Consider the following 21,372-nt stretch of genomic DNA (forward strand, 5'->3'; position numbering starts at 1 on the left):
CCCTGCGGCTCACTCCTGCTGAGACGTGAACGGGATCTGACGCGGACCATTGTGGACTGCCGCACTGACAACGCGGACCAAGGCCCGTGCCTGCGGCGGTGTTCGACGGTGGGCGCCGTTGCTGAAACGTACCGTCCCGAAGCTGCGGAATCTCGCTGTCGGCGTACGTCCGCCGGGAACTTCGCCAGCACTCCGCACGCTTGCATACAGTGGCAGGACCGGCAGGAAAACAGCGGTTGCAAGAACCGCATCCGCGATCGAAGGGACGTACATGCCCATGGGTCACACGGCCACAGCCGAGGCAGGCTCCGGCGGCCTGACAGCGACAGAGCACCGCCTCGCCAACGGGCTGCGCGTGGTGCTCTCCGAGGACCACCTGACCCCGGTCGCGGCGGTGTGCCTCTGGTACGACGTCGGGTCACGCCACGAAGTCAAGGGCCGTACGGGCCTGGCTCACCTCTTCGAGCACCTGATGTTCCAGGGCTCGGGCCAGGTGAAGGGCAACGGCCACTTCGAACTGGTCCAGGGCGCGGGCGGCTCGCTCAACGGCACCACCAGCTTCGAGCGCACCAACTACTTCGAGACCATGCCCACCCACCAGCTGGAGCTGGCGCTCTGGCTGGAGGCCGACCGCATGGGCTCGCTGCTCGCGGCTCTCGACGACGAGTCCATGGAGAACCAGCGGGACGTCGTCAAGAACGAGCGTCGGCAGCGTTACGACAACGTCCCCTACGGGACGGCGTTCGAGAAGCTGACCGCCCTCGCCTACCCGGAGGGCCACCCCTACCACCACACGCCGATCGGCTCGATGGCGGACCTGGACGCGGCGACCCTGGAGGACGCAAGGGCGTTTTTCAGGACCTACTACGCGCCCAACAACGCCGTCCTGTCGGTCGTCGGGGACATCGACCCCGAGGAGACGCTCGCCTGGGTCGAGAAGTACTTCGGCTCCATCGCGGGCCACGACGGCAAGCCCGAGCCGCGCTCCGGCGCCCTCCCCGACATCATCGGCGAGCAACTGCGCGAGGTCGTCGTCGAAGAGGTCCCCGCGCGCGCGTTGATGGCCGCCTACCGGCTTCCGGAGGACGGCACGCGCGCGTGCGACGCGGCCGACCTGGCGCTCACCGTCCTCGGCGGCGGCGAGTCCTCCCGCCTCTACAACCGGCTCGTACGGCGCGACCGTACGGCGGTGGCGGCCGGCTTCGGCCTGCTGCGGCTGGCCGGAGCGCCCTCCCTGGGCTGGCTGGACGTGAAGACCTCCGCGGACGTCGAGGTGCCGGTCATCGAGGCCGCCGTCGACGAGGAACTCGCCCGGTTCGCCGCCGAGGGCCCCACGGCCGAGGAAATGGAGCGCGCCCAGGCCCAGTTGGAGCGCGAGTGGCTGGACCGCCTCGGCACGGTCGCGGGCCGCGCCGACGAACTGTGCCGCTTCGCCGTGCTGTTCGGCGACCCGCAGCTCGCACTGACCGCCGTCCAGCGTGTACTGGAGGTGACCGCCGAGGAGGTCCAGCAGGCCGCCAAGGACCGGCTGCGCCCCGACAACCGCGCGGTGCTCGTCTACGAGCCCGTCTCCGGAGAGACCGCCGAGGACGCTGATCCCCCCGAGGACCCCGAGGCCGAGGCCACGGTCGAAGCCGGCGACAAGGACGAGGAGGCGGCCAAGTGACCGAGCTCACCACGATGAAGTTCCACCCCCAGCCCCAGGCGGGCGAGGCCAGGCCCTGGGCCTTCCCGGCCCCCGGCCGCGGCACGCTCGACAACGGCCTGACCGTCCTGCGCTGTCACCGCCCCGGCCAGCAGATCGTCGCCGTCGAGGTGCTCGTCGACGCCCCCCTGGAGGCCGAGCCCGCCGGTCTCGACGGCGTGGCCACGATCATGGCCAGGGCCTTCTCCGAAGGCACCGACAAGCACTCCGCCGAGGAGTTCGCCGCCGAACTGGAGCGCTGCGGCGCCACCCTCGACGCGCACGCCGACCACCCCTGCGTACGCCTCAGCCTCGAAGTCCCCGTGTCGCGGCTCCCCAAGGCGCTCGGTCTGCTGGCCGACGCCCTCAGGGCACCCGCGTTCGCGGACAGCGAGATCGAGCGGCTGGTGCGCAACCGGCTCGACGAGATCCCGCACGAGACGGCCAACCCGGCCCGCCGCTCCGCCAAGCAGCTCTACAAGGAGCTGTTCCCGGAGACCTCGCGCATGTCCCGTCCGCGCCAGGGCACCGAGGAGACGGTCGCGAAGATCGACTCCGCGGCCGTACGCGCCTTCTACGAGAGGCACGTCCGTCCCGCCACGGCCACCGCCGTGGTCGTCGGCGACCTCACCGGCGTCGACCTGGACGCGCTGCTCGGCGACACCCTGGGGGCCTGGACCGGCTCGACGGCCCAGCCGCGGCCCGTGCCGCCGGTGACCGCCGACGACACCGGCCGGGTCGTGATCGTGGACCGCCCGGGCGCCGTACAGACCCAGCTGCTCATCGGCCGCGTCGGCGCCGACCGGCACGACCGTGTCTGGGCCGCCCAGGTCCTCGGCACGTACTGCCTCGGCGGCACCCTCACCTCCCGCCTGGACCGCGTCCTGCGCGAGGAGAAGGGCTACACCTACGGTGTGCGGGCGTTCGGCCAGGTCCTGCGCTCGGCCCCGGACGGCTCGGGCGCCGCGCTTCTCGCTATCAGCGGCTCCGTCGACACGCCGAACACCGGTCCCGCTCTGGAGGACCTCTGGAAGGTGCTGCGCACGCTCGCGGCCGAGGGGCTCACCGACGCCGAGCGCGATGTCGCGGTGCAGAACCTGGTGGGCGTCGCCCCGCTCAAGTACGAGACGGCGGCGGCCGTGGCGAGCACGCTGGCCGACCAGGTCGAGCAGCACCTGCCCGACGACTACCAGGCCACGCTGTACCGGCAGCTCGCCGCCACCGGCACCGTGGAGGCCACCGCGGCGGCCGTGAACGCCTTCCCGGTGGACCGCCTGGTGACGGTCCTCGTCGGTGACGCGGCGACGATCGAGGAGCCCGTCCGGGCCCTCGGCATCGGCGAAGTGAGCGTCGTCCCCGCCGAGTAACGGCACTCGCGTACACGACAGGGGCCCGGTGACGGAAGCGTCACCGGGCCCCTCTTGTCCATATTGATGGGCAAGTTGCCCGTATTGATGGAGAGGTTGACTGTCTGCCCTGTGGCATGCGCTACAAAACCCGTGATCGGTTTGTTGATTGAAAGTTACGCGGCTTAGCGTCGGTCCGGCTGTCCGTCATGCAGTGCGCCGCAGCCGCGGCACCCGGGCAGTCATCGCCGAGTCCCCACATGGCGCGAGCCAGGGGAGCCGGGGACCCACTTTGTGCAGTCCCTGGGGTGAATCGGACGCCCGCGCGTGCTGCGAGGGGGTCCGTAGGAGACCTTCCTGCTCCGAACCCGTCAGCTAACCCGGTAGGCGAGAAGGAAGGAAAGGACCAGCCACTACATGGCGTTCACCCGCGCCACCGGGAAGCACCGTCGTCCCCGCCGCCCCAGTCTTGTCACCCGTACGACCGTCCGCGCGGCCGGCGTCGCGGCCCTCGCCACCACCGGCGCCGTCGGCAGCCTCGCAGCCCCGGCGCTCGCCGCCGAGTCCGCGGTCGAGCAGACCGGCCTCACCCCGGTGATCTCCATCGGCGAGACGCTCGCCGACAAGATCGACGCGCAGGCCGCCGCCCAGGAGCAGGCCGCCGAGAGGGCCGCCGCCGAGAAGCGGGCCGTCGCGGCCGAGAAACGCGCCCTGGCCGCCGCGAAGAAGGAGGCGGAGGAGCGGGCCGAGGAGGCACGCGAGGCGGAGGCCCGCGCCGCCCGTGCGGCCGAGCGCAAGCGCCTCAACACCTTCGTCGCCCCGATCTCCGGCTCGTACATCTCCACCGGCTACAAGGCGGGCGGCGCCGTCTGGTCCTCCGGCAGCCACACCGGCATCGACTTCCACGCCTCGTCCGGCACCACCGTCCACGCGGTGGGCTCCGGCACGGTCGTCGAGGCCGGCTGGGGCGGCGCCTACGGCAACAACATCGTGATCAAGATGGTTGACGGTACGTACACCCAGTACGGTCATCTGTCGTCCATCAACGTCTCCGTCGGGCAGACCGTCACCCCGGGCCAGCAGATAGGTCTCTCCGGGGCCACCGGCAACGTCACCGGTGCGCACCTCCACTTCGAGGCCCGCACGACCCCGGAGTACGGCTCGGACATGGACCCCGTCGCCTACCTCCGCTCGCACGGTGTGAACGTCTGACAACCACGCGCATCTCTTGTCGTGGCCCCGGCTCCCCGAGCCGGGGCTTTCGGCGTTTCCGGCGGCCCTGTGTCCAAAAAATATCCCCGGATTCCGGCCTGCCGTCGGAAATTCCGGTTCTCTGCAATAGAGTCACTGAACACACGTCAATCGTCGACGTTTCACGGGGATTAAAGCGGAGGTCGGACATGCGTATTCCGGCGCACTCGGTATGCACGGCGATCCGGGACGACATCGTCGCCGGTGTCTACGAGCGCGGCAGCCGGCTCACCGAGGAACTGCTCGCGCGCCGGTACGGCGTCTCGCGCGTCCCCGTCCGCGAGGCCCTGCGCACCCTGGAGGCCGAGGGCTTCGTGGTGACCCGGCGGCACGCGGGCGCGTGCGTGGCGGAACCCACCGAGCAGGAGGCCTCCGACCTGCTGGAGATGCGCATGCTCCTGGAGCCGTTGGGTGCCTCCCGGGCCGCCCAGCGGCGCACCGAGGCCCATCTGAAAGTTCTGCGCGGCCTGGTCAGGCTGGGGCAGGAGCGGGCCAGGAGGGGCAACAGCGAGGATCTGCGCTCCCTGGGCGGCTGGTTCCACGAGACGCTCGCCCAGGCCTCCGGGAGCCACGCCCTGACCTCGACGCTCACCCAGCTCCGGCACAAGATCGCCTGGATGTACGCGGTGGAGGCCCCGGCCAACCCCGTCGAGTCCTGGACCGAGCACGGGGCGATCGTGGACGCCGTGGCGCGCGGCGACAGCGACCGGGCGCGGGCGATCACGGCGCTGCACACGGAGCGGGCGACCGGCGCGCACCGACTGCGTTTTCCGGGCGGCGGAGACCGCCCGGAGCGCGTGAGGACTTCGCAACATCCCGTAAACATGACGGGCCTGCGTCATTAACACGGGCGCCGTATACAAAGAGGGTGGAATTCGCGGGGGATTATTTCTGCTGCCCATAAACGATAAACGTGAAGGGCTCACCCGGAATTCCGGGTGAGCCCTTCACGTGTGCGGGTGGTGCCTTTGAGGCGACGGCTGACAGCGGCAGTCGGCGCCTTCAATTTCTCAGACCGTCTCGGGGAGTTCTTCCAGTCCCTCGGCCACCAGCTTCGCCAGGCGGTCGAGCGCCGCGTCGGCGCCCTCCGCCTCGGAGGCGAGGACGATCTCCTCGCCGCCCTGGGCACCCAGGCCGAGGACCGCCAGCATGGAGGCCGCGTTGACGGGGTTGCCGTCGGCCTTGGCGATCGTCATGGGGACGCCGGCGGCCGTGGCCGCACGGACGAAGATGGAGGCGGGGCGGGCGTGCAGGCCCTCCGCCCAGCCGACGTTGACGCGGCGCTCAGCCATGTGATGCTGCCCTTCACTGTCTCAGGGTTGTCTAGACCATTGTTCCATAGCGTGGAGCGTGCCGGGAAGCAGGAGGAAACCCGTCCCGGAACCGCGTTCGGACACCGGCCTGGGCCCGACTTCGGTCCCCCACAGACTGCCTCGCGACGTTGTCGGACGCGAGCCGTACTCTGGGGCGCATGCAGAACTCGTCGGACCGGCACGAGTACCCCGCCCACTGGGAAGCGGATGTCGTGCTGCGCGACGGCGGCACCGCCCGCATCCGGCCCATCACCGCGGACGACGCCGACCGGCTGGTCAGCTTCTACGAGCAGGTTTCGGACGAGTCGAAGTACTACCGCTTCTTCGCGCCCTACCCGCGCCTGTCCGCAAAGGACGTCCACCGCTTCACCCACCACGACTTCGTGGACCGGGTGGGGCTCGCGGCCACGGTCGGCGGCGAGTTCATCGCCACCGTACGCTATGACCGCATTGATGCCGACGGCCTGCCCGCGTCCGGTCCCGCCCACGAGGCCGAGGTCGCCTTCCTGGTGCAGGACGCCCACCAGGGCCGGGGCGTCGCCTCCGCCCTCCTCGAACACATCGCGGCCGTCGCCCGCGAACGCGACATCCGCCGCTTCGCCGCCGAGGTGCTGCCGGCCAACAACAAGATGATCAAGGTGTTCACGGACGCCGGATACACCCAGAAGCGCAGCTTCGAGGACGGCGTCGTCCGCCTGGAGTTCGACCTGGAGCCCACCGACCGCTCCCTGGCCGTCCAGCGCGCGCGGGAGCAGCGGGCCGAGGCACGCTCCGTACGACGGCTGCTCGTCCCGGGCGCCGTGGCCGTCATCGGCGTCGGCCGGGCTCCCGGCGGCGTCGGCCGCAGCGTTCTCGACCACATCAGGGACGCCGGTTTCACCGGTGACCTGTACGCGGTCAACAGTGCCTTCCCGGAGGAGCAGAAGGACATCGACGGGGTGCCGGCCCACCGGTCGGTGCGGGAGATCGAGGGCTCCGTCGATCTCGCGGTCGTCGCCGTCCCGGCCGCGCACGTCCCCGATGTCGTCGCCGAGTGCGGAGAGCACGGGGTGCAGGGGCTCGTCGTGGTCTCCGCCGGGTACGCGGAGAGCGGCGGGCCCGAGGGACGGGAGCGGCAGCGTGAACTCGTACGGCACGCGCGCACGTACGGGATGCGCATCATCGGCCCCAACGCCTTCGGTGTCATCAACACGGCCGAGGACGTCCGGCTGAACGCGTCGCTCGCCCCCGAGATGCCGAGGCCCGGCAGGATCGGCCTGTTCGCGCAGTCCGGCGCAATCGGGATCGCCCTTCTCTCCCGGCTGCACCGGCGCGGGGGAGGGGTCACCGGGGTCACCGGTGTGTCGACGTTCGTCTCCTCCGGCAACCGGGCCGACGTGTCCGGCAACGACGTACTCCAGTACTGGTACGACGACCCGGACACCGATGTCGTCCTGATGTACCTCGAATCCATCGGCAACCCGCGCAAGTTCACGCGCCTCGCGCGGCGTACGGCGGCGGCTAAGCCGCTGGTGGTCGTGCAGGGGACGCGGCACGGCGGTGCCGCTCCACAGGGACATGCCGTACGGGCCACACGGCTGCCGCACACGACGGTGTCCGCGCTGCTGCGGCAGGCCGGGGTGATCCGCGTGGACACGATCACCGAACTCGTCGACGCGGGGCTGCTGCTGGCCCGGCAGCCACTGCCCGCCGGGCCCCGGGTGGCGATCCTGGGGAACTCGGAGTCGCTTGGGCTGCTGACGTACGACGCGTGTCTCTCCGAGGGGCTGCGGCCGTTGTCCCCGTTGGACTTGACGACGGGGGCGTCGCCGGAGGACTTCCGCAGGGCGCTGTCGGAGGCGTTGGCGGACGAGGGGTGCGATGCGGTGGTCGTGACCGCGATCCCTACGGTGGGGGAGGGACCCTCACGGGACGCCGCGTTGGCCGAGGCGCTTCAGTCGGCCGCGGCGGAGGTTCCCGGGAAGCCGGTGCTGGTGGTGCACGTGGAACTGGGCGGACTCGCGGAGGCGCTGTCGGCCGCCGTGAGCACCGCACCACAGGCGGGTTCCCAGGCGCCCGGCGCTGCAGGCGGTGCCCACCCTCCCCCACTCTCGGCTTCGCTCGAGCGGGGGGACCCCCATCGCCCTGCGGAACGCCTGCCCACCGCGGTGGCGGATCGCCCGCTCACGGCGGGGACGGGGGAGCCCGCCGCCGGGCCGGGACAGCTGCCCACCCCGCCCGTGTCACAGACACAGGCATCGCCGCCCCCGCCCACCCCTGACTCCTGCTCCCGCCTGATCCCCGCCTACCCCGCCGCCGAACGAGCCGTCCGCGCCCTCGCCGAAGCCGTGAAGTACGGGCAGTGGCGGCGGGAGGTCGCCGAGCCCGGGAAGGTGCCGGGGTATGAGGACATCGACGAGAAGGGCGCCGCCGAGCTGATCGGCGGGCTCCTTGCGCGTGGGCAGGGGCTCACGCTCGGTACGGACGAGACGTGCGAGCTGCTCGGGACGTACGGCATCCCGGTGCGCGAGGCCCTGTCCGCGCTGAGCCCCGACGACGCCGTGGCCGCCGCGCGGACCATCGGTTACCCCGTCGCTCTCAAGGCCACCGCCCCGCACCTGCGCCACCGCGCCGACCTGGGCGGCGTACGCCTGGATCTCGCGGACGAGGAGCAACTGCGGCGGGCGTACGCCGAGTTGACCGGTCTCTTCGGGAATCCGCACGAGGTGCGGCCCGTCGTGCAGGGGATGGCGTCGCGGGGAGTCGACACCGTCGTACGGGCGGTCATCGACCCGGCGGCCGGCGCGGTGCTGTCCTTCGGGCTCGCCGGGCCCGCCTCGCAGCTGCTCGGGGACACCGCGCACCGGCTGATACCGGTCACCGACCGCGACGCGGCCTCACTGATCCGGTCGATCCGGACGGCCCCGCTCCTCTTCGGCTGGCGCGGTTCGGCGCCGGTCGACACCGGGGCGCTGGAGGAACTGCTGCTCAGGGTGTCGCGGCTCGTCGACGACCACCCCGAGGTGATCGCCGTGTCCCTGGAGCCGGTGGTCGTCGCACAGCACGGGCTGAGCGTGCTCGGGGCGTCGGTGCGGCTGGCGCCGCCGCCCGTCCGTGACGACCTGGGTCCCAGGACACTTCCTGTGTACTGAGCGGTGCCTCGCAGTCAGTGGGCCCCCGTAGGATGGGCACATGGCCAAGACCAGTACGACGACCCAGGGGCTGCGAGCGGCGATCGAGCGCAGCGGCTACTACCCGGCCCTCGTGGCCGAGGCGGTGGAGGCCGCGATCGGCGGCGACTCCATCAGGTCGTACCTGGTCCACCAGGAGACGACGTTCGACGCGAACGAGGTGCGTCGGCATGTGACCGTGCTCGTCCTCACGGGCAACCGTTTCATCGTCAGCCACACCGACGAGCAGGCCGCGGACACCACGTCCCCGACGCCGTACGCCACCACGTCCACGGAATCCGTGAAGCTCGGCCGGATCTCGTCCGTCGTGCTCAGCAGAGTCGTCGCCAACCCGGAGTCGTACACGCCGGGCACGCTGCCCCGTGAGGTCGTCCTGACCATCGGCTGGGGCGCCGTCGCCCGTATCGACCTGGAGCCGGCCGCCTGCGGCGACCCCAACTGCGAGGCCGACCACGGCTACACGGGCAGTTCCACGGCGGACGACCTGAGCCTGCGCGTCAGCGAGGCCGGCGACGGCCCCGAGACGGTGCGCCAGGCCCTGGTCTTCGCGCAGGCCCTCTCCGAGGCGACCGCGGACGTCGCCCGCTGATGTCCCAGCCCACCACCTGGGACCACCCGGAACCACTCGCAGTCTCCTCCGCCCCCGTCCCGCACTACGGCACGGGTTCGCTCGCCGACCTGCTGCCCACCCTGGCCGCCGGTATGGACGTACCGGGCATGTCCTCGGTCATCCCGGAACTGGCGCCCGCCGACCGGAACTGCGTGTTCCTGATCGACGGACTGGGCTGGGAGCAGCTCCTCGCCCACCCGGACGAGGCCCCCTTCATGAGCTCCCTCATAAGCAGCTCGCGAGGGAACACGGGCCGCCCGATCACCACCGGCTACCCGGCGACCACCGCGACCTCCCTCGCCTCCGTCGGCACCGGGCTGCCGCCGGGCGCGCACGGCCTGCCCGGCTACACCGTCCGCAACCCGGCCACCGACGAGCTGATGAACCAGCTGCGCTGGCAGCCGTGGACGGAACCGCGCGCGTGGCAGCCGTACCCCACGGTGTTCCAGCAGGCGCACGAGGCCGGTGTACACACGGTCCAGGTCTCCTCGCCGACCTTCGAGAACACCCCGCTGACGAAGATCGCGCTCAGCGGCGGAACGTTCCGGGGGAAGCTGTCCGGCGAGGACCGCATGGACCTCGCGGCCGAGCAGCTGGCCGCCGGTGACCGCTCGTTGGTCTACACGTACTACGCCGAGGTGGACGGCAAGGGCCACCGCTTCGGCGTCGACTCGGACGCCTGGCGCGGTCAGCTGATGTACGTCGACCGGCTCGTCCAGCGGCTGGCGGAACAACTCCCGCCGCGCGCCGCGCTGTACGTCACCGCCGACCACGGCATGATCGACATCCCGTTCGACGAGCAGCACCGCATCGACTTCGACGAGGACTGGGAACTGCGCGCCGGCGTCGCCCTGTTGGGCGGCGAGGGCCGGGCGCGCCATGTGTACGCGGTGCCGGGTGCCCAGTCCGACGTACTGACCTGCTGGCGCGAGGTCCTCGGCGAGCAGTTCTGGGTGGCCTCGCGCGACGAGGCGATAGCGGCGGGCTGGTTCGGACCGACGGTCGACGAACGGGTGTACGCCCGCATCGGCGACGTGGTCGCGGCGGCGCGGGACGACGTCCTGATCGTCGCCTCCGAGCGGGAGCCGAGGGAGTCGGCGATGGTCGGCAACCACGGCTCGATGACCCCCGCGGAACAGCTCGTCCCGCTGCTCCAAGTACGCTCCTGACGCTCGCCTCCTTCCCGACCCGCCTGCCCCTCTCCCGTGTCCCTCGCCGAAAGGTGCTCAACCTCCCATGTCCGAGCTGGTGTTCTTCTCCGGGACGATGGACTGCGGGAAGTCGACCCTGGCGCTGCAGATCGCGCACAACCGGTCGGCCAGGGGACTGCAGGGCCTGATCTTCACCCGGGACGACCGCGCGGGCGAGGGCAAGCTCTCCTCGCGGCTCGGTCTGGTGACCGACGCGGTCGAGGCGGTCCTGGGGATGGATCTGTACGGCTATGTCGTGGACCGGGTGTCGCAGGGCGGCCGGGTCGACTATCTGATCGTGGACGAGGCGCAGTTCCTGGCGCCGGACCAGATCGACCAACTCGCGCGCGTGGTCGACGATCTGCGGCTGGACGTCTACGCCTTCGGTATCACCACCGACTTCCGCACGAAGCTCTTCCCGGGCTCGCGGCGGCTCATCGAGCTGGCCGACCGGATAGAGACGCTCCAGGTGGAGGCGATGTGCTGGTGCGGCGCGCGTGCCACGCACAACGCCCGCACCGTGAACGGCGAGATGGTGGTGGAGGGCGAGCAGGTCGTGGTCGGCGATGTGAGCAGCCTCGCCGCGGAGGTCGGCTACGAGGTGCTGTGCCGACGCCACCACCGTCGCCGTATGACGAGCGCCTCCGCCCATGCCGGCGCGCTCTCCCCGGACGTCCTGCCGGTCGGCCCTGCCTGAGCACCGCAGACTGAACGGAGCACCCCGTTCCGCCAGGTCGTCTCGCCTTCCCCGAACGCCCCGCCCGAACCCCTCGCAACCCCCGATACGACGAAGGTCACAATTACGTATCGGACATTTCGCGCTTCAACCTTCACTTGAACCGCACAAGTTGGCTAAGTTGACCTCCGTACGACTTCTTCCCAAGTCGCTGTTCGAAGCAGACAGTTGACTCGGGGGTGGAACACGGAAGGAGCTCGTCCCGCATGGCGCCGGAACGAACCCGTAATGATGGGCCGAGCCGTGAGGAGGTCCAGCAGCGGATCAACAGCCTCTACGACCAGGCCGAAAGCGCCACCGGGACCTTCAACGCCACCCGCGCGATGAAGGTCGGCATGCGCAGGCGCGTCGAGCCGACGCCCGACACCGCGCGCAGGCGCTCCGACCCCGCTCTCGACGAGGTCACCCGACCGTGGTTCGACGCGGCGCGCGCCAAACTGGGCCCGACCCTGCCGGCCGTACTGCCGCCCGACAGGAGGCCGGCCCGCGCGGCCGAGTCCCGCCCCGCTCGCCCCGCGAGCCCTCCCGCCGAACCGGCCGCCCGCGCCGTGCCGGAGCTGACCGCCGGACCCATGCCCGAGCTGCCCTCGGGATCCGCGCGCGAACTGTCGCCGGTACCCAGGGCCGAACTGCCGCCCGCGCCGGTCGCCGAACTGCCCGCCGCGCCCATGAACGCGCTGTCGGCTGTGCCTTCACCGCGTCAGGAAGCCCCGGGGGGCCTGACCACGCTGCCCGCCGAGCCCAGCTGGTTCCCGTCGCCCGCCACGAGCACCGCTCCGTTCCCGGCCGAGGTGCCGCAACTGCCCCAGTCGGCAGGCCCGAGCACGGACGCGTCCCTCGAGGGCACCCCCCTCTACGCGGGCACGCTCCGCGACGGGAACTACGCCCTCGTCACCGAACTCCCCCTGGTCGCCGACCCGTTCCCGGCGGTGGACCCGTTCCCCGCCGCCGCCCCGTTCCCCGTCGCGGAGATGCCCTACGTCGCCCAGGCACCGCACGTCGCCCAGGCGCCCCACGTCGCGCAGACCTCGTACGTCGCACAGACCTCGTACGTCGCGCAGACGTCCTACGGCACGGGAACCTACTTCGGCACCGACCCGTTCCTGGGCGCCGGTGCCGTGGTCGGCGCGAGCATCGGCAACGGCATCGCGTTCGGTCTGGAGCCCGGCGCGAAGGCCGCGAAGGCGGCCGCCTTCGCCCGTGCGCAGATCGGCAGGCCGTGCGTCTGGGGCGCGGTGGGACCGGGGTCCTACGACAACTCCGGTCTCATCCAGGCCGCCTGGAAGGCCGCCGGGGTCGCGCTGCCGCGTGCCGTGCACGAGCAGGCGAGCGCCGGTATGGCGATCCACCTCGCCGACATCCGGCCCGGCGACCTGGTCTTCTTCCACGGCGACATGGGCCATGTCGGTCACGTGGGCATCTGTGTCGGCGACGGAACGATGATGCACGCACCGAGTCCGGGCGCGACGGTCCGCGAGGACTCGATCTTCGCGGCCGGCGAGGCGGCGATCCACAGCGTCCTGCGGCCGGCGTAGGGGCCCTTCAAAGGGGCTGTCAGTGGGCCCCCTGGATCAGCGCGAACATCGCCCCCTCCAGGTCCGTCACCGTCGCCACGCGCCCGTGTGCGCTGTCGTGCGGAGGCTTGACGACATGGCCGCCCAGGTCCACCAGACGGGTGACCGCCGCGTCCGCGTCGGAGACCTCGAAGTACGTCATCCAGTGCGGACCCCGGTCCCGGGGCAGGGAGTTGCCCACGCCGTGGATGCCGGCGACCGGTCGGCCCTCGACGTTCAGGGTGACGTAGTCGAAGTTCGCCGACACCACGGGCTCCTCCTCGTAGCCGAAGACGGTCTTGTAGAACTTGGCGACGCTCGACGAGTCACGGGTCACCAGCTCGTTCCAGGCGGGCGTGCCGGGGACGCCGGTGATGTCCGTGCCCAGATGGGCGGCGGCCTGCCAGATGCCGAACACCGCTCCCATCGGGTCGGAGGCGATCGCCAGCCGACCCGCCTCGGCCGCGTCCAGGGGGCCGACGCCCACGGTGCCGCCCGAGTGGCGGACCATCTCCGCCGTGAGGTCCGCGTCGTCCGAGGCGAGGTACGGCGTCCACGCGATGGGGAGATGGCGGTCCGGCGGCAGCTGGCCGATGCCGGCCACCTCATGGCCGTCCAGCCGGGCCCGGACGTACCAGCCGAGCTGCTGGGGGCCAGGTTCGAACTCCCAGCCGAACAGCTCCCCGTAGAAGTCCTGGGTCGCCGCCATTCCGTGCACCATCAGACTCACCCAGCAGGGTGTGCCGGGCGCGTGCCGGTCGTGCGCCTCGCTGTTCCGGCCGGCCGACTCCCGTGCCTCGGTCATCGTCACTCTCTCCTCGACCCCTCGCGGTGGCCGTGTCACTTCCGCTGTCCGCCGCGTCGGCGGACCTGCCGCATACCGTCGTACGGCGTGCCTCGTCCCGTACGTCCGTCGTGCCGTGCCGCGATCCCGCGCGCACGCACGCCCCGTGCCGATGCTCGCACCACCCGCGGTACCGCGCGCTCCGGCCGCGCCGACCCCGGCACGTCCTCGTCGTGAGGGTGCCCGATCCGCCGTTTCCCGCCCGTTTCCATGCGATTGCCGCAGGGTGTCCATCGGTCGTACAGCATGTGCCCGATCCAGTACGCCTGGTGATCGAACCTGTCCGGCGGGAGAGTAGCCCGACCTGGCCGTCGCGGCCACCCCGTGCGCAAGGATGGAGCCATGAACGCCATCATCTCCGCACCCGAACTAGTGAACGAGCTGGCTGGTTCCCGTCCGCCGGTCCTGCTCGACATCCGCTGGCAGCTGAGCATGCCCGGCGCGACGCCGTTCGACGGGCGCGTCGCGTACACGGCCGGGCATCTCCCCGGCGCCGTCTTCGTCGACCTGGACCGGGAACTGGCCTCCGCGTCGGGGACGGGCGGCCGGCATCCGCTGCCCGACCCAGAGGTGTTCGGCGCGGCGATGCGCCGCGCGGGTGTCTCGTCCGCCGTCCCGGTCGTTGTGTACGACGGTGGACAGGGCTGGGCGGCGGCCCGCGCGTGGTGGCTGCTGCGCTGGACGGGTCACTCGGACGTGCGGGTCCTTGACGGCGGGTTGCCGTCCTGGGAGGGGGCGCTCGACACGGACGTACCCGCGCCCGCCGAGGGCGACTTCACGCCGGTGCCGGGAGCGGTGGAGCTGCTGGACGCGGACGGGGCCGCAGCGCTGGCCCGCTCCGGGCTGCTGCTCGACGCGCGCGGGGGAGCGCTACCGGGGCGAGGTCGAGCCCATCGACCGGGTCGGCGGCCACATCCCGGGCGCGGTCTCGGCACCCACGAACGAGAATGTGGGGCCCGACGGCCGCTTCCTGCCCACGGACGAGCTGACGGCCCGCTTCAAGACCCTGGGCGCGACCGACACCACCGCGGTGGGCGTCTACTGCGGATCAGGCGTCTCGGGCGCCCACGAGGTCCTCGCTCTGGCGGTAGCGGGCATCCCGGCAGCGCTGTACGTCGGCTCGTGGTCGGAGTGGTCGAGCGACCCGACGCGACCGGTGGCGGTGGGCCCGGACCCGCAGTAGCCCAACAGTTCCATGCCCCCCGTTCGGCTGAACGGGGGGCGCGCAGCGCCCCGTCAGGGGCGCGGGGAACTGCGCGACCAGCCACGGCGGCGCCGCAGCGAACCGACAACCCCTCGCGGCCCCTCCAGCGGAGCGCTACTCCTTGTTCTTTCGGCGTGTGCCGAACACGATCTCGTCCCAGCTCGGTACAGCCGCTCTACGCCCAGGACGCACCCCATCCGCCTCCGCCTGGCGGTCAGTCGCACCGACCAGCCGGTCACGGTGAGCGCCGACCGAGCGAGGCATCAGCACGTCCGCGTACGCGGAACCCGCCGAGGCCGCGGGAGCCGGGGGCTCCTCCACCTCGGGTTCGGGTGCCGGTTCCTCCGGGGTCTCCGTGGAGGAGGGTCGTTCCGGCACGACCATGTCGCCGCGGAAGCTCGGTACCGCCTCCAGCAGACTGGTCAGCGAGTCCCGCTCGCTCTCCTCGACCGGCTCGGCCGACGGCGCGGGCAGCGCCGGACGGTCCAGCGGCCGGTCGCGCGGCAGCCGGGCGATACGCGGTACGAACGGGAAGCTGGGCTCGGGTGCCGAGAGGTCGTCCGACTCGCCGATCAGCGAGCGGGCCTCCTCGTCGACGGCCTGGACGAGCCGCCGGGGCGGGTCGTACGTCCAGCTCGCCGAGTGCGGTTCACCGGCGACCAGATAGACCAGCAGGACTTCCCAGGTGCCGTCGTCGCGGCGCCACGAGTCCCACTGGACGGTGTCCTTGTCGGCGCCACGGATCGTCAGCCGCTCCTGCACGGCCTCGCCGAGCTGTGGACCGGCGTTCTCACCGGGCCGGCGGACCGGAGTCTTCCGGGCCCGCTCGGCCATGAAGGCTCGTTCGGCCAGCACGGGGCCCTCGAAGCGACGCACACGATCGACCGGAATCCCGGCGAGCTGCGCCACCTCTTCCGCGGACGCACCGGCACGTATGCGTGCCTGGATGTCGCGGGGGCGGAGATGACTCTCCACCTCGATCTCGATCTGGCCGAGGCGGGGACGGTCGCCGCGAACGGCGGCGCGCAGACGCTCATCGATCGGAAGCGTGTACTCCGTGCTGTCCGCAGCCTTCAGCACCAGCCGTGTGCCGTCGTTAGAGACGGCCACGACACGCAGTTCGGGCATGGGGACCTCCCGGGTGGTGCCTGCCGACGTCACGTGCGTCGCTGCTTCCGCTAGTCGAGTGTGGCCTGCCCGGGTGCAGCCTGCCACAACCTTGCCGAGTTGCCCGGCGTGTCGGGCGCGGGCCCGAGATCGCCGTTATGTCACGGTTATCTATTCGCAACGCTAAGTGACAAACTCCGTCACCCTGTGCAACGAGCCCCCTCTTGGCGGTCCTGGAAGGCCCCGGACGCCCAGGCGGGAGACCGGACCCAGGGCTCGCAACAGTACTCCATTTGGGCCACGTGCGTGGATTGGCACGCCACCCAATTCCAGCAGGGGAGTGCGAGTTGGCCGATCTCCCACCGGTTCCGTGACCTCGGACGCAACGAGGTTCACGTAAACATCGGAAACGGAACCAATTGCTTCGCTACGCGCCGAGAACCCGTCGCAAGTAGTCGTTCTGGAACAGCCGTTCGGGGTCGAGTCGGTCCCGCAGGGCCGTGAACTCACCGAAACGGGGGTAGACCCCCGCGAAGTAATCGGCGTCCCGCGTGTGCACCTTGCCCCAGTGCGGCCGTCCCTCGTGCGCCGTGAAGATGCGTTCGGCGGCGGTGAAGTACGCCTGATAGGGCGTCCCCCGGAACATGTGGACGGCCACGTAGGCGCTGTCGCGGCCCGAGGCCGTGGAGAGTGCGATGTCGTCCGCCGGGGCCGTACGCACCTCCACGGGGAAGCTGACCCGCAGATCCGACTTGTCGACCATCGCCTTGAGTTCGCGCAGCGTCTCCACCAGGGCCTCGCGCGGAACGGCGTACTCCATCTCCACGAAGCGCACCCGGCGCGGAGATGTGTAGACCTTGTACGGGATGTCCGTGTACGTCCGCGCGGACAGGGCCTTGCTGGAGATCTGCGCGATCGTCGGGATCGTGGCCGGCGCCGCGCGGCCGACCAACTGGGCCGCCTGGAAGACGCCGTTGGAGAGGAACTCGTCCTCGATCCAGCCCTTGACCCGACTGACCGGTTTCTCGGGGCCCGCGCTGCGGTTGTTGCGCTTGGTGTTGGTGTTGCCGGTGTGCGGGAACCAGTAGAACTCGAAGTGCTCGTTCTCGGCCCAGAGTTCGTCGAAGGCGCTGGTGACCTTGTCGAAGGTCATCGGCTCCTCGCGGGCGGTGAGGAGGAAGAGCGGCTCCACGGCGAACGTGATCGCGGTGATGATCCCGAGGGCGCCGATCCCGACCCGGGCCGCCGCGAAGACCTCCGGATTCTCCTTCTCCGAGCAGGTGAGGACGGAGCCGTCCGCCGTCACCAGCTCAAGGCCCTTGATCTGGGCGGCTATCGAGCCCGACTCGCGGCCGGTGCCGTGGGTGCCGGTGCTGGTGGCGCCCGAGACCGTCTGCTCCATGATGTCGCCCATGTTGGTGAGCGACAGACCCTCGCGCGCGAGGGCCATGTTGAGTCTCTTGAGCGGGGTGCCCGCCTCGACCGTGACCGTCAGGTTCTCGCGGTCAATATTGCGGATACCGGTCAACAGTTGAGGGCGGATCAACACCCCGTCGGTGGCGGCGGTCGCCGTGAAGGAGTGCCCGGTGCCGACGGCCTTCACCTTCAGACCGTCCGCGGCAGCCTTCTGTACGGCCGCCGACAGTTCCTCCACGGAAGCGGGCGTGACCTCCCGGGCGGGCCGGGCGGTGACGTTGCCCGCCCAGTTACGCCACGTGCCGCTCTTGCCGCTCGCTGTGCTGCTCAACGGTGCCTCCCCGACGCGGAGCCGGCCTGCTCAGCCGGCGGTACCCGAGGAAACCGACCGCGACCGCGACGGCCCCGGACGCCACCGGAACCCCGTACCCGGCGCTCGCACCGGCGGCGTCGATCACCCAGCCGGACACGGAGGAGCCGAGCGCGACACCGACCGCGAGCCCGGTGCTCACCCAGGTCATGCCCTCGGTCAGTTGCGCGCGTGGTACGTGCTGTTCGATGAGGGACATCGTCGTGATCATCGTGGGAGCGATGGACAGACCCGCAACGAACAGCGCCACGGCCAGAAACGGCAAGTTTCCGACCAGTAGGAGGGGGATCATACTCACGGCCATCGCACATATGCCCAGCAGCCACCGGCGTTCCGGGGCTCCCGGAAGGCGCAGCAGCCCGAACACCGCCCCCGCCGTGCAGGAGCCCGCCGCGTAGACGGCCAGCACGACGCTCGCGGCGCCCTGATCGCCCCGTTCCTCGGCGAAGGCGACGGTGACCACGTCGACCGCCCCGAAGATCGCCCCGGTCGCCGCGAAGGTGACCACCAGGACCTGGAGACCGGGGGAGCGCAGCGCCGAGCCGCTCTTGTGCCGCGAGCGCGGATGCGGCTCGGGTTCGGTCTCCCGCTGTGCCGTCAGCCAGAAGACACCGGCGGCCAGGAAGCAGGCGGCGAGCAGCGGCCCCGCCTCCGGGAACCACACCGTGGACAGACCGATGGAGATGATCGGCCCGAAGATGAAGCAGATCTCGTCCACCACGGACTCGAAGGAGTACGCGGTGTGCAGCTGCGGGGTGTCCCGGTACAGGGCCGCCCACCGCGCGCGGGTCATCGCGCCGACGCTCGGTACGCAGCCGATGCCGGCGCCGCACACGAACAGCACCCAGTCCGGCCACTCGAAGTGCGCGGCGAGCAGCAGCCCGGCCGAGGCCACCAGGGCGCAGAGGGTCGCGGGCCGCAGTACCCGCCGCTGCCCGTACTGGTCGACCAGCCGCGAGACCTGCGGGCCCGCCACCGCGCCCGCCAGGGCGATGGTCGCCGTGAGCGCGCCCGCGAGCCCGTACCGCCCGGTGAGCTGGGAGATCATCGTGACCACGCCGATGCCCATCATCGACAACGGCATCCGGCCCAGGAACCCCGCGGCGGTGAAACGCCCGGAGCCGGGGGCGGCGAACAGGGCGCGGTAGGGGCTGGGCACGAGGAGACTCCGGTCGATCCGGTGAGACGTGAGGGAAGCGCGGGTAAGGCGTGAAGGAAACCGATACAGCTTACGGGCCAGGTGACCCTGACGCACCCGTCGGGACGGGCCGCGATCCCGGCTGTCAGAGGGGGGTGGCAGGATCGGAACCATGCGAGAAGCGCTCGACGCCACCCCCTACGACGCCCTGCTCCTGCTCTCCTTCGGCGGCCCCGAGGGCCCGGACGACGTGGTTCCGTTCCTGGAGAACGTGACGCGTGGGCGGGGCATCCCCAAGGAACGCCTCAAGGAAGTCGGACAGCACTACTTCCTGTTCGGCGGGGTCAGCCCGATCAACGACCAGAACCGCGCCCTCCTGGACGCCCTGCGCAAGGACTTCGCGGACCACGGCCTCGACCTGCCGGTCTACTGGGGCAACCGCAACTGGGCCCCGTACCTCACCGACACCCTCCGCGAGATGGTCCAGGACGGCAGACGCCGCGTCCTCGTCCTCGCCACCAGCGCGTACGCCTCGTACTCGGGCTGCCGCCAGTACCGCGAGAACCTCGCGGACTCCCTGGCCGCCCTGGAGGCCGAGGGCCTCGACCTCCCCCGGGTCGACAAACTGCGGCACTACTTCAACCACCCGGGCTTCCTGGAGCCGATGATCGAGGGCGTGCTCACCTCCCTCGCGGACCTCCCCGAGGACGTCAGGGACGGCGCGCACCTCGCCTTCTCGACCCACTCCATCCCGACCGCGTCCGCCGACACCTCCGGGCCCGTCGAGGACCACGGGGACGGCGGCGCGTACGTGAAGCAGCATCTGGACACCGCCCGGCTGATCGCGGACGCCGTGCGCGAGCGGACCGGCGTCGACCACCCCTGGCGGCTCGTCTACCAGTCGCGCTCCGGCGCCCCGCACATCCCGTGGCTGGAGCCCGACATCTGCGACCACCTGGAGGAGCGGCACGGCGCCGGCGTCCCGGCCGTCGTGATCGCGCCCATCGGGTTCGTGTCGGACCACATGGAGGTCCTGTACGACCTCGACACGGAGGCGAAGGCCAAGGCGGAGGAGCTGGGCCTGCCCATGCGCCGCTCCGCGACCGTGGGCGCCGACCCGCGCTTCGCCGCCGCGGTCCGCGAACTCGTCCTGGAGCGCGCCGCCACCGAGAGCGGCCAGGACATCACGCCGTGCGCCCTGGGCGCGCTCGGCGCGACCCGCGACCTCTGCCCGGTGGGCTGCTGCCCGTCCCGTGCCCCCAGGCCCGCCGCCGCGGGCGCCGACAGCCCGTACGCGTGAGGAACCCCGTGACCGACCCCCTGCTGCCCGAACTGCTCCGGCTCGCCCAGGAGGCCGCCCGCCGCGCGGGAGAGCTGCTGCGGGACGGCAGGCCGGCCGACCTCGCGGTCGCCGCCACCAAGTCCAGCCCCATCGACGTCGTCACGGAGATGGACATCGCGGCGGAGAAGCTGATCACCGACGTGATCTCCGACCACCGCCCGGACGACGGCTTCCTCGGCGAGGAGGGCGCCTCCAGCGAGGGCAGCAGCGGCATTCGCTGGGTCATCGACCCGCTCGACGGCACGGTCAACTACCTGTACGGGCTGCCCACTTGGTCCGTCTCCATCGCGGCCGAGCGGGACGGCGAGCGGATCGTCGGCGTGGTCGCGGCGCCGATGCGCGGCGAGACGTACCACGCGGTGCTCGGTGGGGGAGCCTGGGCCACCGGCGCCTGGGAGGGCGAACGCCGGCTCGCCGTCCGCCCGGCCCCGCCCCTGGACCAGGCCCTGGTGTCGACGGGCTTCAACTACGTCGCCGAGGTCAAGGCCCACCAGGCCGAGGTGGCCCGGCAGCTGATCCCGCTGCTGCGCGACATCCGGCGCGGCGGCTCGGCGGCGGTGGACCTGTGCGATCTGGCGGCGGGCCGTCTGGACGGCTACTACGAGCGGGGCCTCAACGCCTGGGACGTGGCAGCGGGCGACCTGATCGCCCGGGAGGCGGGCGCCCTAACCGGTGGACGCCCCGGAGAACGCCCGTCACGCGATCTGACGGTCGCGGGCACCCCAGGCGTCTTCGAACCCCTCCAGCGCCACCTGGAGGACTTGGGCGCCTGGCACGACTGACAGGGAACCGGCCCAGGGGCCGGAAACAGCAGAACCCCGGCGCTGGATTCGCCGGGGTTCCGCTGTTGTGCCGCGTGGTGCGTACGCACCACGTCAGACGCTTGTCGCGCCGACCTCCACACCGTGTTCGGCGGCGAGGCGGCGCAGGTCGTCGAGTTCGGCCTGTTCCACTTCGACGAGGAAGTCGTCGCCCTCGTCGCGAGCCCGCGTGAGGTCGGTCTCGGTCGCCCTTATGCGCTGCAGAAGTCCTGCGGTGAATGCGTCCATGCTGCGCCCCCTCGTCCTGGGTCGTGGGTCGATGGCACGGGGGTGTGCC

At 71.3% G+C, this 21,372-nt stretch carries 17 protein-coding genes, 1 pseudogene and 1 riboswitch; of the genes and pseudogenes, 12 read left to right on the plus strand and 6 right to left on the minus strand.

Translation table 11 applies throughout. The features are described 5' to 3' along the window. Positions 1-271: 271 nt before the first annotated feature. The 4 genes from ACFYXF_RS35820 to ACFYXF_RS35835 all read left to right on the plus strand — a co-directional run bounded on the left by ACFYXF_RS35820 (position 272) and on the right by ACFYXF_RS35835 (position 5,126). A complete protein-coding gene (locus tag ACFYXF_RS35820; protein ID WP_389356125.1) occupies positions 272-1,666 on the plus strand; it encodes a M16 family metallopeptidase in 1,395 nt (464 codons plus the stop codon). Continuing rightward, the gene (locus ACFYXF_RS35825) at positions 1,663-3,051 is read left to right on the plus strand and encodes a M16 family metallopeptidase (RefSeq protein WP_389356126.1); all 1,389 of its coding nucleotides are present in this window, start codon (positions 1,663-1,665) and stop codon (positions 3,049-3,051) included. Before ACFYXF_RS35820 ends, ACFYXF_RS35825 begins: the two co-directional genes overlap by 4 nt. 215 nt (positions 3,052-3,266) lie before the next feature. After that, positions 3,267-3,435: riboswitch (cyclic di-AMP (ydaO/yuaA leader) on the plus strand. 12 nt (positions 3,436-3,447) lie between these two features. Continuing rightward, complete coding sequence (locus tag ACFYXF_RS35830) at positions 3,448-4,242, plus strand: M23 family metallopeptidase (protein WP_389356127.1); 795 nt, start codon at positions 3,448-3,450, stop codon at positions 4,240-4,242. Positions 4,243-4,430: 188 nt separating this feature from the next. Then, on the plus strand, positions 4,431-5,126 hold the full coding sequence (locus tag ACFYXF_RS35835) for a GntR family transcriptional regulator (protein ID WP_389356128.1): 696 nt from the start codon (positions 4,431-4,433) through the stop codon (positions 5,124-5,126). A gap of 165 nt (positions 5,127-5,291) precedes the next feature. Here ACFYXF_RS35835 and ACFYXF_RS35840 read toward each other — a convergent pair whose 3' ends face one another. Further along, positions 5,292-5,573 carry an HPr family phosphocarrier protein gene (locus ACFYXF_RS35840; RefSeq protein ID WP_006379745.1) on the minus strand — a complete coding sequence of 94 codons (282 nt, stop codon included), beginning with the start codon at positions 5,571-5,573 and terminating at the stop codon, positions 5,292-5,294. A gap of 179 nt (positions 5,574-5,752) precedes the next feature. On the opposite strand from ACFYXF_RS35840, the gene ACFYXF_RS35845 reads away from it, so the two are divergent. The 5 genes from ACFYXF_RS35845 to ACFYXF_RS35865 all read left to right on the plus strand — a co-directional run bounded on the left by ACFYXF_RS35845 (position 5,753) and on the right by ACFYXF_RS35865 (position 12,835). Then, positions 5,753-8,725: a GNAT family N-acetyltransferase gene (locus ACFYXF_RS35845; protein ID WP_389356129.1), complete on the plus strand. Its 2,973-nt coding sequence runs from the start codon at positions 5,753-5,755 to the stop codon at positions 8,723-8,725. 40 nt (positions 8,726-8,765) lie between these two features. After that, the gene (locus ACFYXF_RS35850) at positions 8,766-9,353 is read left to right on the plus strand and encodes a DUF5998 family protein (protein WP_389356130.1); all 588 of its coding nucleotides are present in this window, start codon (positions 8,766-8,768) and stop codon (positions 9,351-9,353) included. After that, positions 9,353-10,543, plus strand: a complete 1,191-nt coding sequence (locus ACFYXF_RS35855) for an alkaline phosphatase family protein (RefSeq protein ID WP_389356131.1) — start codon at positions 9,353-9,355, stop codon at positions 10,541-10,543. The genes ACFYXF_RS35850 and ACFYXF_RS35855 overlap by 1 nt, the downstream gene beginning before the upstream one ends. Before the next feature lie 67 nt (positions 10,544-10,610). Further along, on the plus strand, positions 10,611-11,261 hold the full coding sequence (locus ACFYXF_RS35860) for a thymidine kinase (RefSeq protein WP_369029356.1): 651 nt from the start codon (positions 10,611-10,613) through the stop codon (positions 11,259-11,261). A 245-nt stretch (positions 11,262-11,506) separates the two neighbouring features. After that, positions 11,507-12,835, plus strand: a complete 1,329-nt coding sequence (locus tag ACFYXF_RS35865; protein ID WP_389356132.1) for an NlpC/P60 family protein — start codon at positions 11,507-11,509, stop codon at positions 12,833-12,835. A 19-nt stretch (positions 12,836-12,854) separates the two neighbouring features. On the opposite strand, the gene ACFYXF_RS35870 is transcribed toward ACFYXF_RS35865, so the two are convergent. Next, positions 12,855-13,658, minus strand: coding sequence for a VOC family protein (locus tag ACFYXF_RS35870; protein ID WP_389356133.1), 804 nt, complete (start codon positions 13,656-13,658; stop codon positions 12,855-12,857). A gap of 381 nt (positions 13,659-14,039) precedes the next feature. Here ACFYXF_RS35870 and ACFYXF_RS35875 point away from each other — a divergent pair. After that, a pseudogene (locus ACFYXF_RS35875) lies at positions 14,040-14,880 on the plus strand (sulfurtransferase). 135 nt (positions 14,881-15,015) lie between these two features. Here ACFYXF_RS35875 and sepH read toward each other — a convergent pair. From sepH to ACFYXF_RS35890, 3 genes are all read right to left on the minus strand, one after another. Further along, positions 15,016-16,029 carry a septation protein SepH gene (gene sepH / locus ACFYXF_RS35880; RefSeq protein ID WP_389356134.1) on the minus strand — a complete coding sequence of 338 codons (1,014 nt, stop codon included), beginning with the start codon at positions 16,027-16,029 and terminating at the stop codon, positions 15,016-15,018. A gap of 406 nt (positions 16,030-16,435) precedes the next feature. Next, positions 16,436-17,755, minus strand: a complete 1,320-nt coding sequence (locus ACFYXF_RS35885) for a D-arabinono-1,4-lactone oxidase (RefSeq protein ID WP_389356135.1) — start codon at positions 17,753-17,755, stop codon at positions 16,436-16,438. Continuing rightward, positions 17,715-18,953, minus strand: coding sequence for an MFS transporter (locus tag ACFYXF_RS35890; protein WP_389356136.1), 1,239 nt, complete (start codon positions 18,951-18,953; stop codon positions 17,715-17,717). Before ACFYXF_RS35890 ends, ACFYXF_RS35885 begins: the two co-directional genes overlap by 41 nt. Before the next feature lie 151 nt (positions 18,954-19,104). On the opposite strand from ACFYXF_RS35890, the gene ACFYXF_RS35895 reads away from it, so the two are divergent. Both ACFYXF_RS35895 and ACFYXF_RS35900 read left to right on the plus strand, forming a co-directional pair. Next, positions 19,105-20,232, plus strand: coding sequence for a ferrochelatase (locus ACFYXF_RS35895; RefSeq protein ID WP_389356137.1), 1,128 nt, complete (start codon positions 19,105-19,107; stop codon positions 20,230-20,232). A gap of 8 nt (positions 20,233-20,240) precedes the next feature. Continuing rightward, entirely contained in the window at positions 20,241-21,056 is an 816-nt protein-coding gene (locus tag ACFYXF_RS35900; protein WP_389356138.1) for an inositol monophosphatase family protein, read from the plus strand. Positions 21,057-21,149: 93 nt separating this feature from the next. Here ACFYXF_RS35900 and ACFYXF_RS35905 read toward each other — a convergent pair whose 3' ends face one another. After that, positions 21,150-21,323, minus strand: a complete 174-nt coding sequence (locus tag ACFYXF_RS35905) for a hypothetical protein (RefSeq protein WP_167467697.1) — start codon at positions 21,321-21,323, stop codon at positions 21,150-21,152. Positions 21,324-21,372 lie beyond the last annotated feature (49 nt).

Source organism: Streptomyces sp. NPDC002680, from assembly GCF_042889145.1.
In the GTDB taxonomy this organism is placed as follows: domain Bacteria; phylum Actinomycetota; class Actinomycetes; order Streptomycetales; family Streptomycetaceae; genus Streptomyces; species Streptomyces adonidis.

Coding starts and splice junctions, on each gene's coding strand:
- ACFYXF_RS35820 (WP_389356125.1), top strand. CDS start 272: ATGCCCATGGGTCACACGGCCACAGCCGAGGCAGGCTCCGGCGGCCTG.
- ACFYXF_RS35830 (WP_389356127.1), top strand. CDS start 3,448: ATGGCGTTCACCCGCGCCACCGGGAAGCACCGTCGTCCCCGCCGCCCC.
- ACFYXF_RS35835 (WP_389356128.1), top strand. CDS start 4,431: ATGCGTATTCCGGCGCACTCGGTATGCACGGCGATCCGGGACGACATC.
- ACFYXF_RS35840 (WP_006379745.1), bottom strand. CDS start 5,573: ATGGCTGAGCGCCGCGTCAACGTCGGCTGGGCGGAGGGCCTGCACGCC.
- ACFYXF_RS35845 (WP_389356129.1), top strand. CDS start 5,753: ATGCAGAACTCGTCGGACCGGCACGAGTACCCCGCCCACTGGGAAGCG.
- ACFYXF_RS35850 (WP_389356130.1), top strand. CDS start 8,766: ATGGCCAAGACCAGTACGACGACCCAGGGGCTGCGAGCGGCGATCGAG.
- ACFYXF_RS35855 (WP_389356131.1), top strand. CDS start 9,353: ATGTCCCAGCCCACCACCTGGGACCACCCGGAACCACTCGCAGTCTCC.
- ACFYXF_RS35860 (WP_369029356.1), top strand. CDS start 10,611: ATGTCCGAGCTGGTGTTCTTCTCCGGGACGATGGACTGCGGGAAGTCG.
- ACFYXF_RS35865 (WP_389356132.1), top strand. CDS start 11,507: ATGGCGCCGGAACGAACCCGTAATGATGGGCCGAGCCGTGAGGAGGTC.
- ACFYXF_RS35870 (WP_389356133.1), bottom strand. CDS start 13,658: ATGACCGAGGCACGGGAGTCGGCCGGCCGGAACAGCGAGGCGCACGAC.
- sepH (WP_389356134.1), bottom strand. CDS start 16,029: ATGCCCGAACTGCGTGTCGTGGCCGTCTCTAACGACGGCACACGGCTG.
- ACFYXF_RS35895 (WP_389356137.1), top strand. CDS start 19,105: ATGCGAGAAGCGCTCGACGCCACCCCCTACGACGCCCTGCTCCTGCTC.
- ACFYXF_RS35905 (WP_167467697.1), bottom strand. CDS start 21,323: ATGGACGCATTCACCGCAGGACTTCTGCAGCGCATAAGGGCGACCGAG.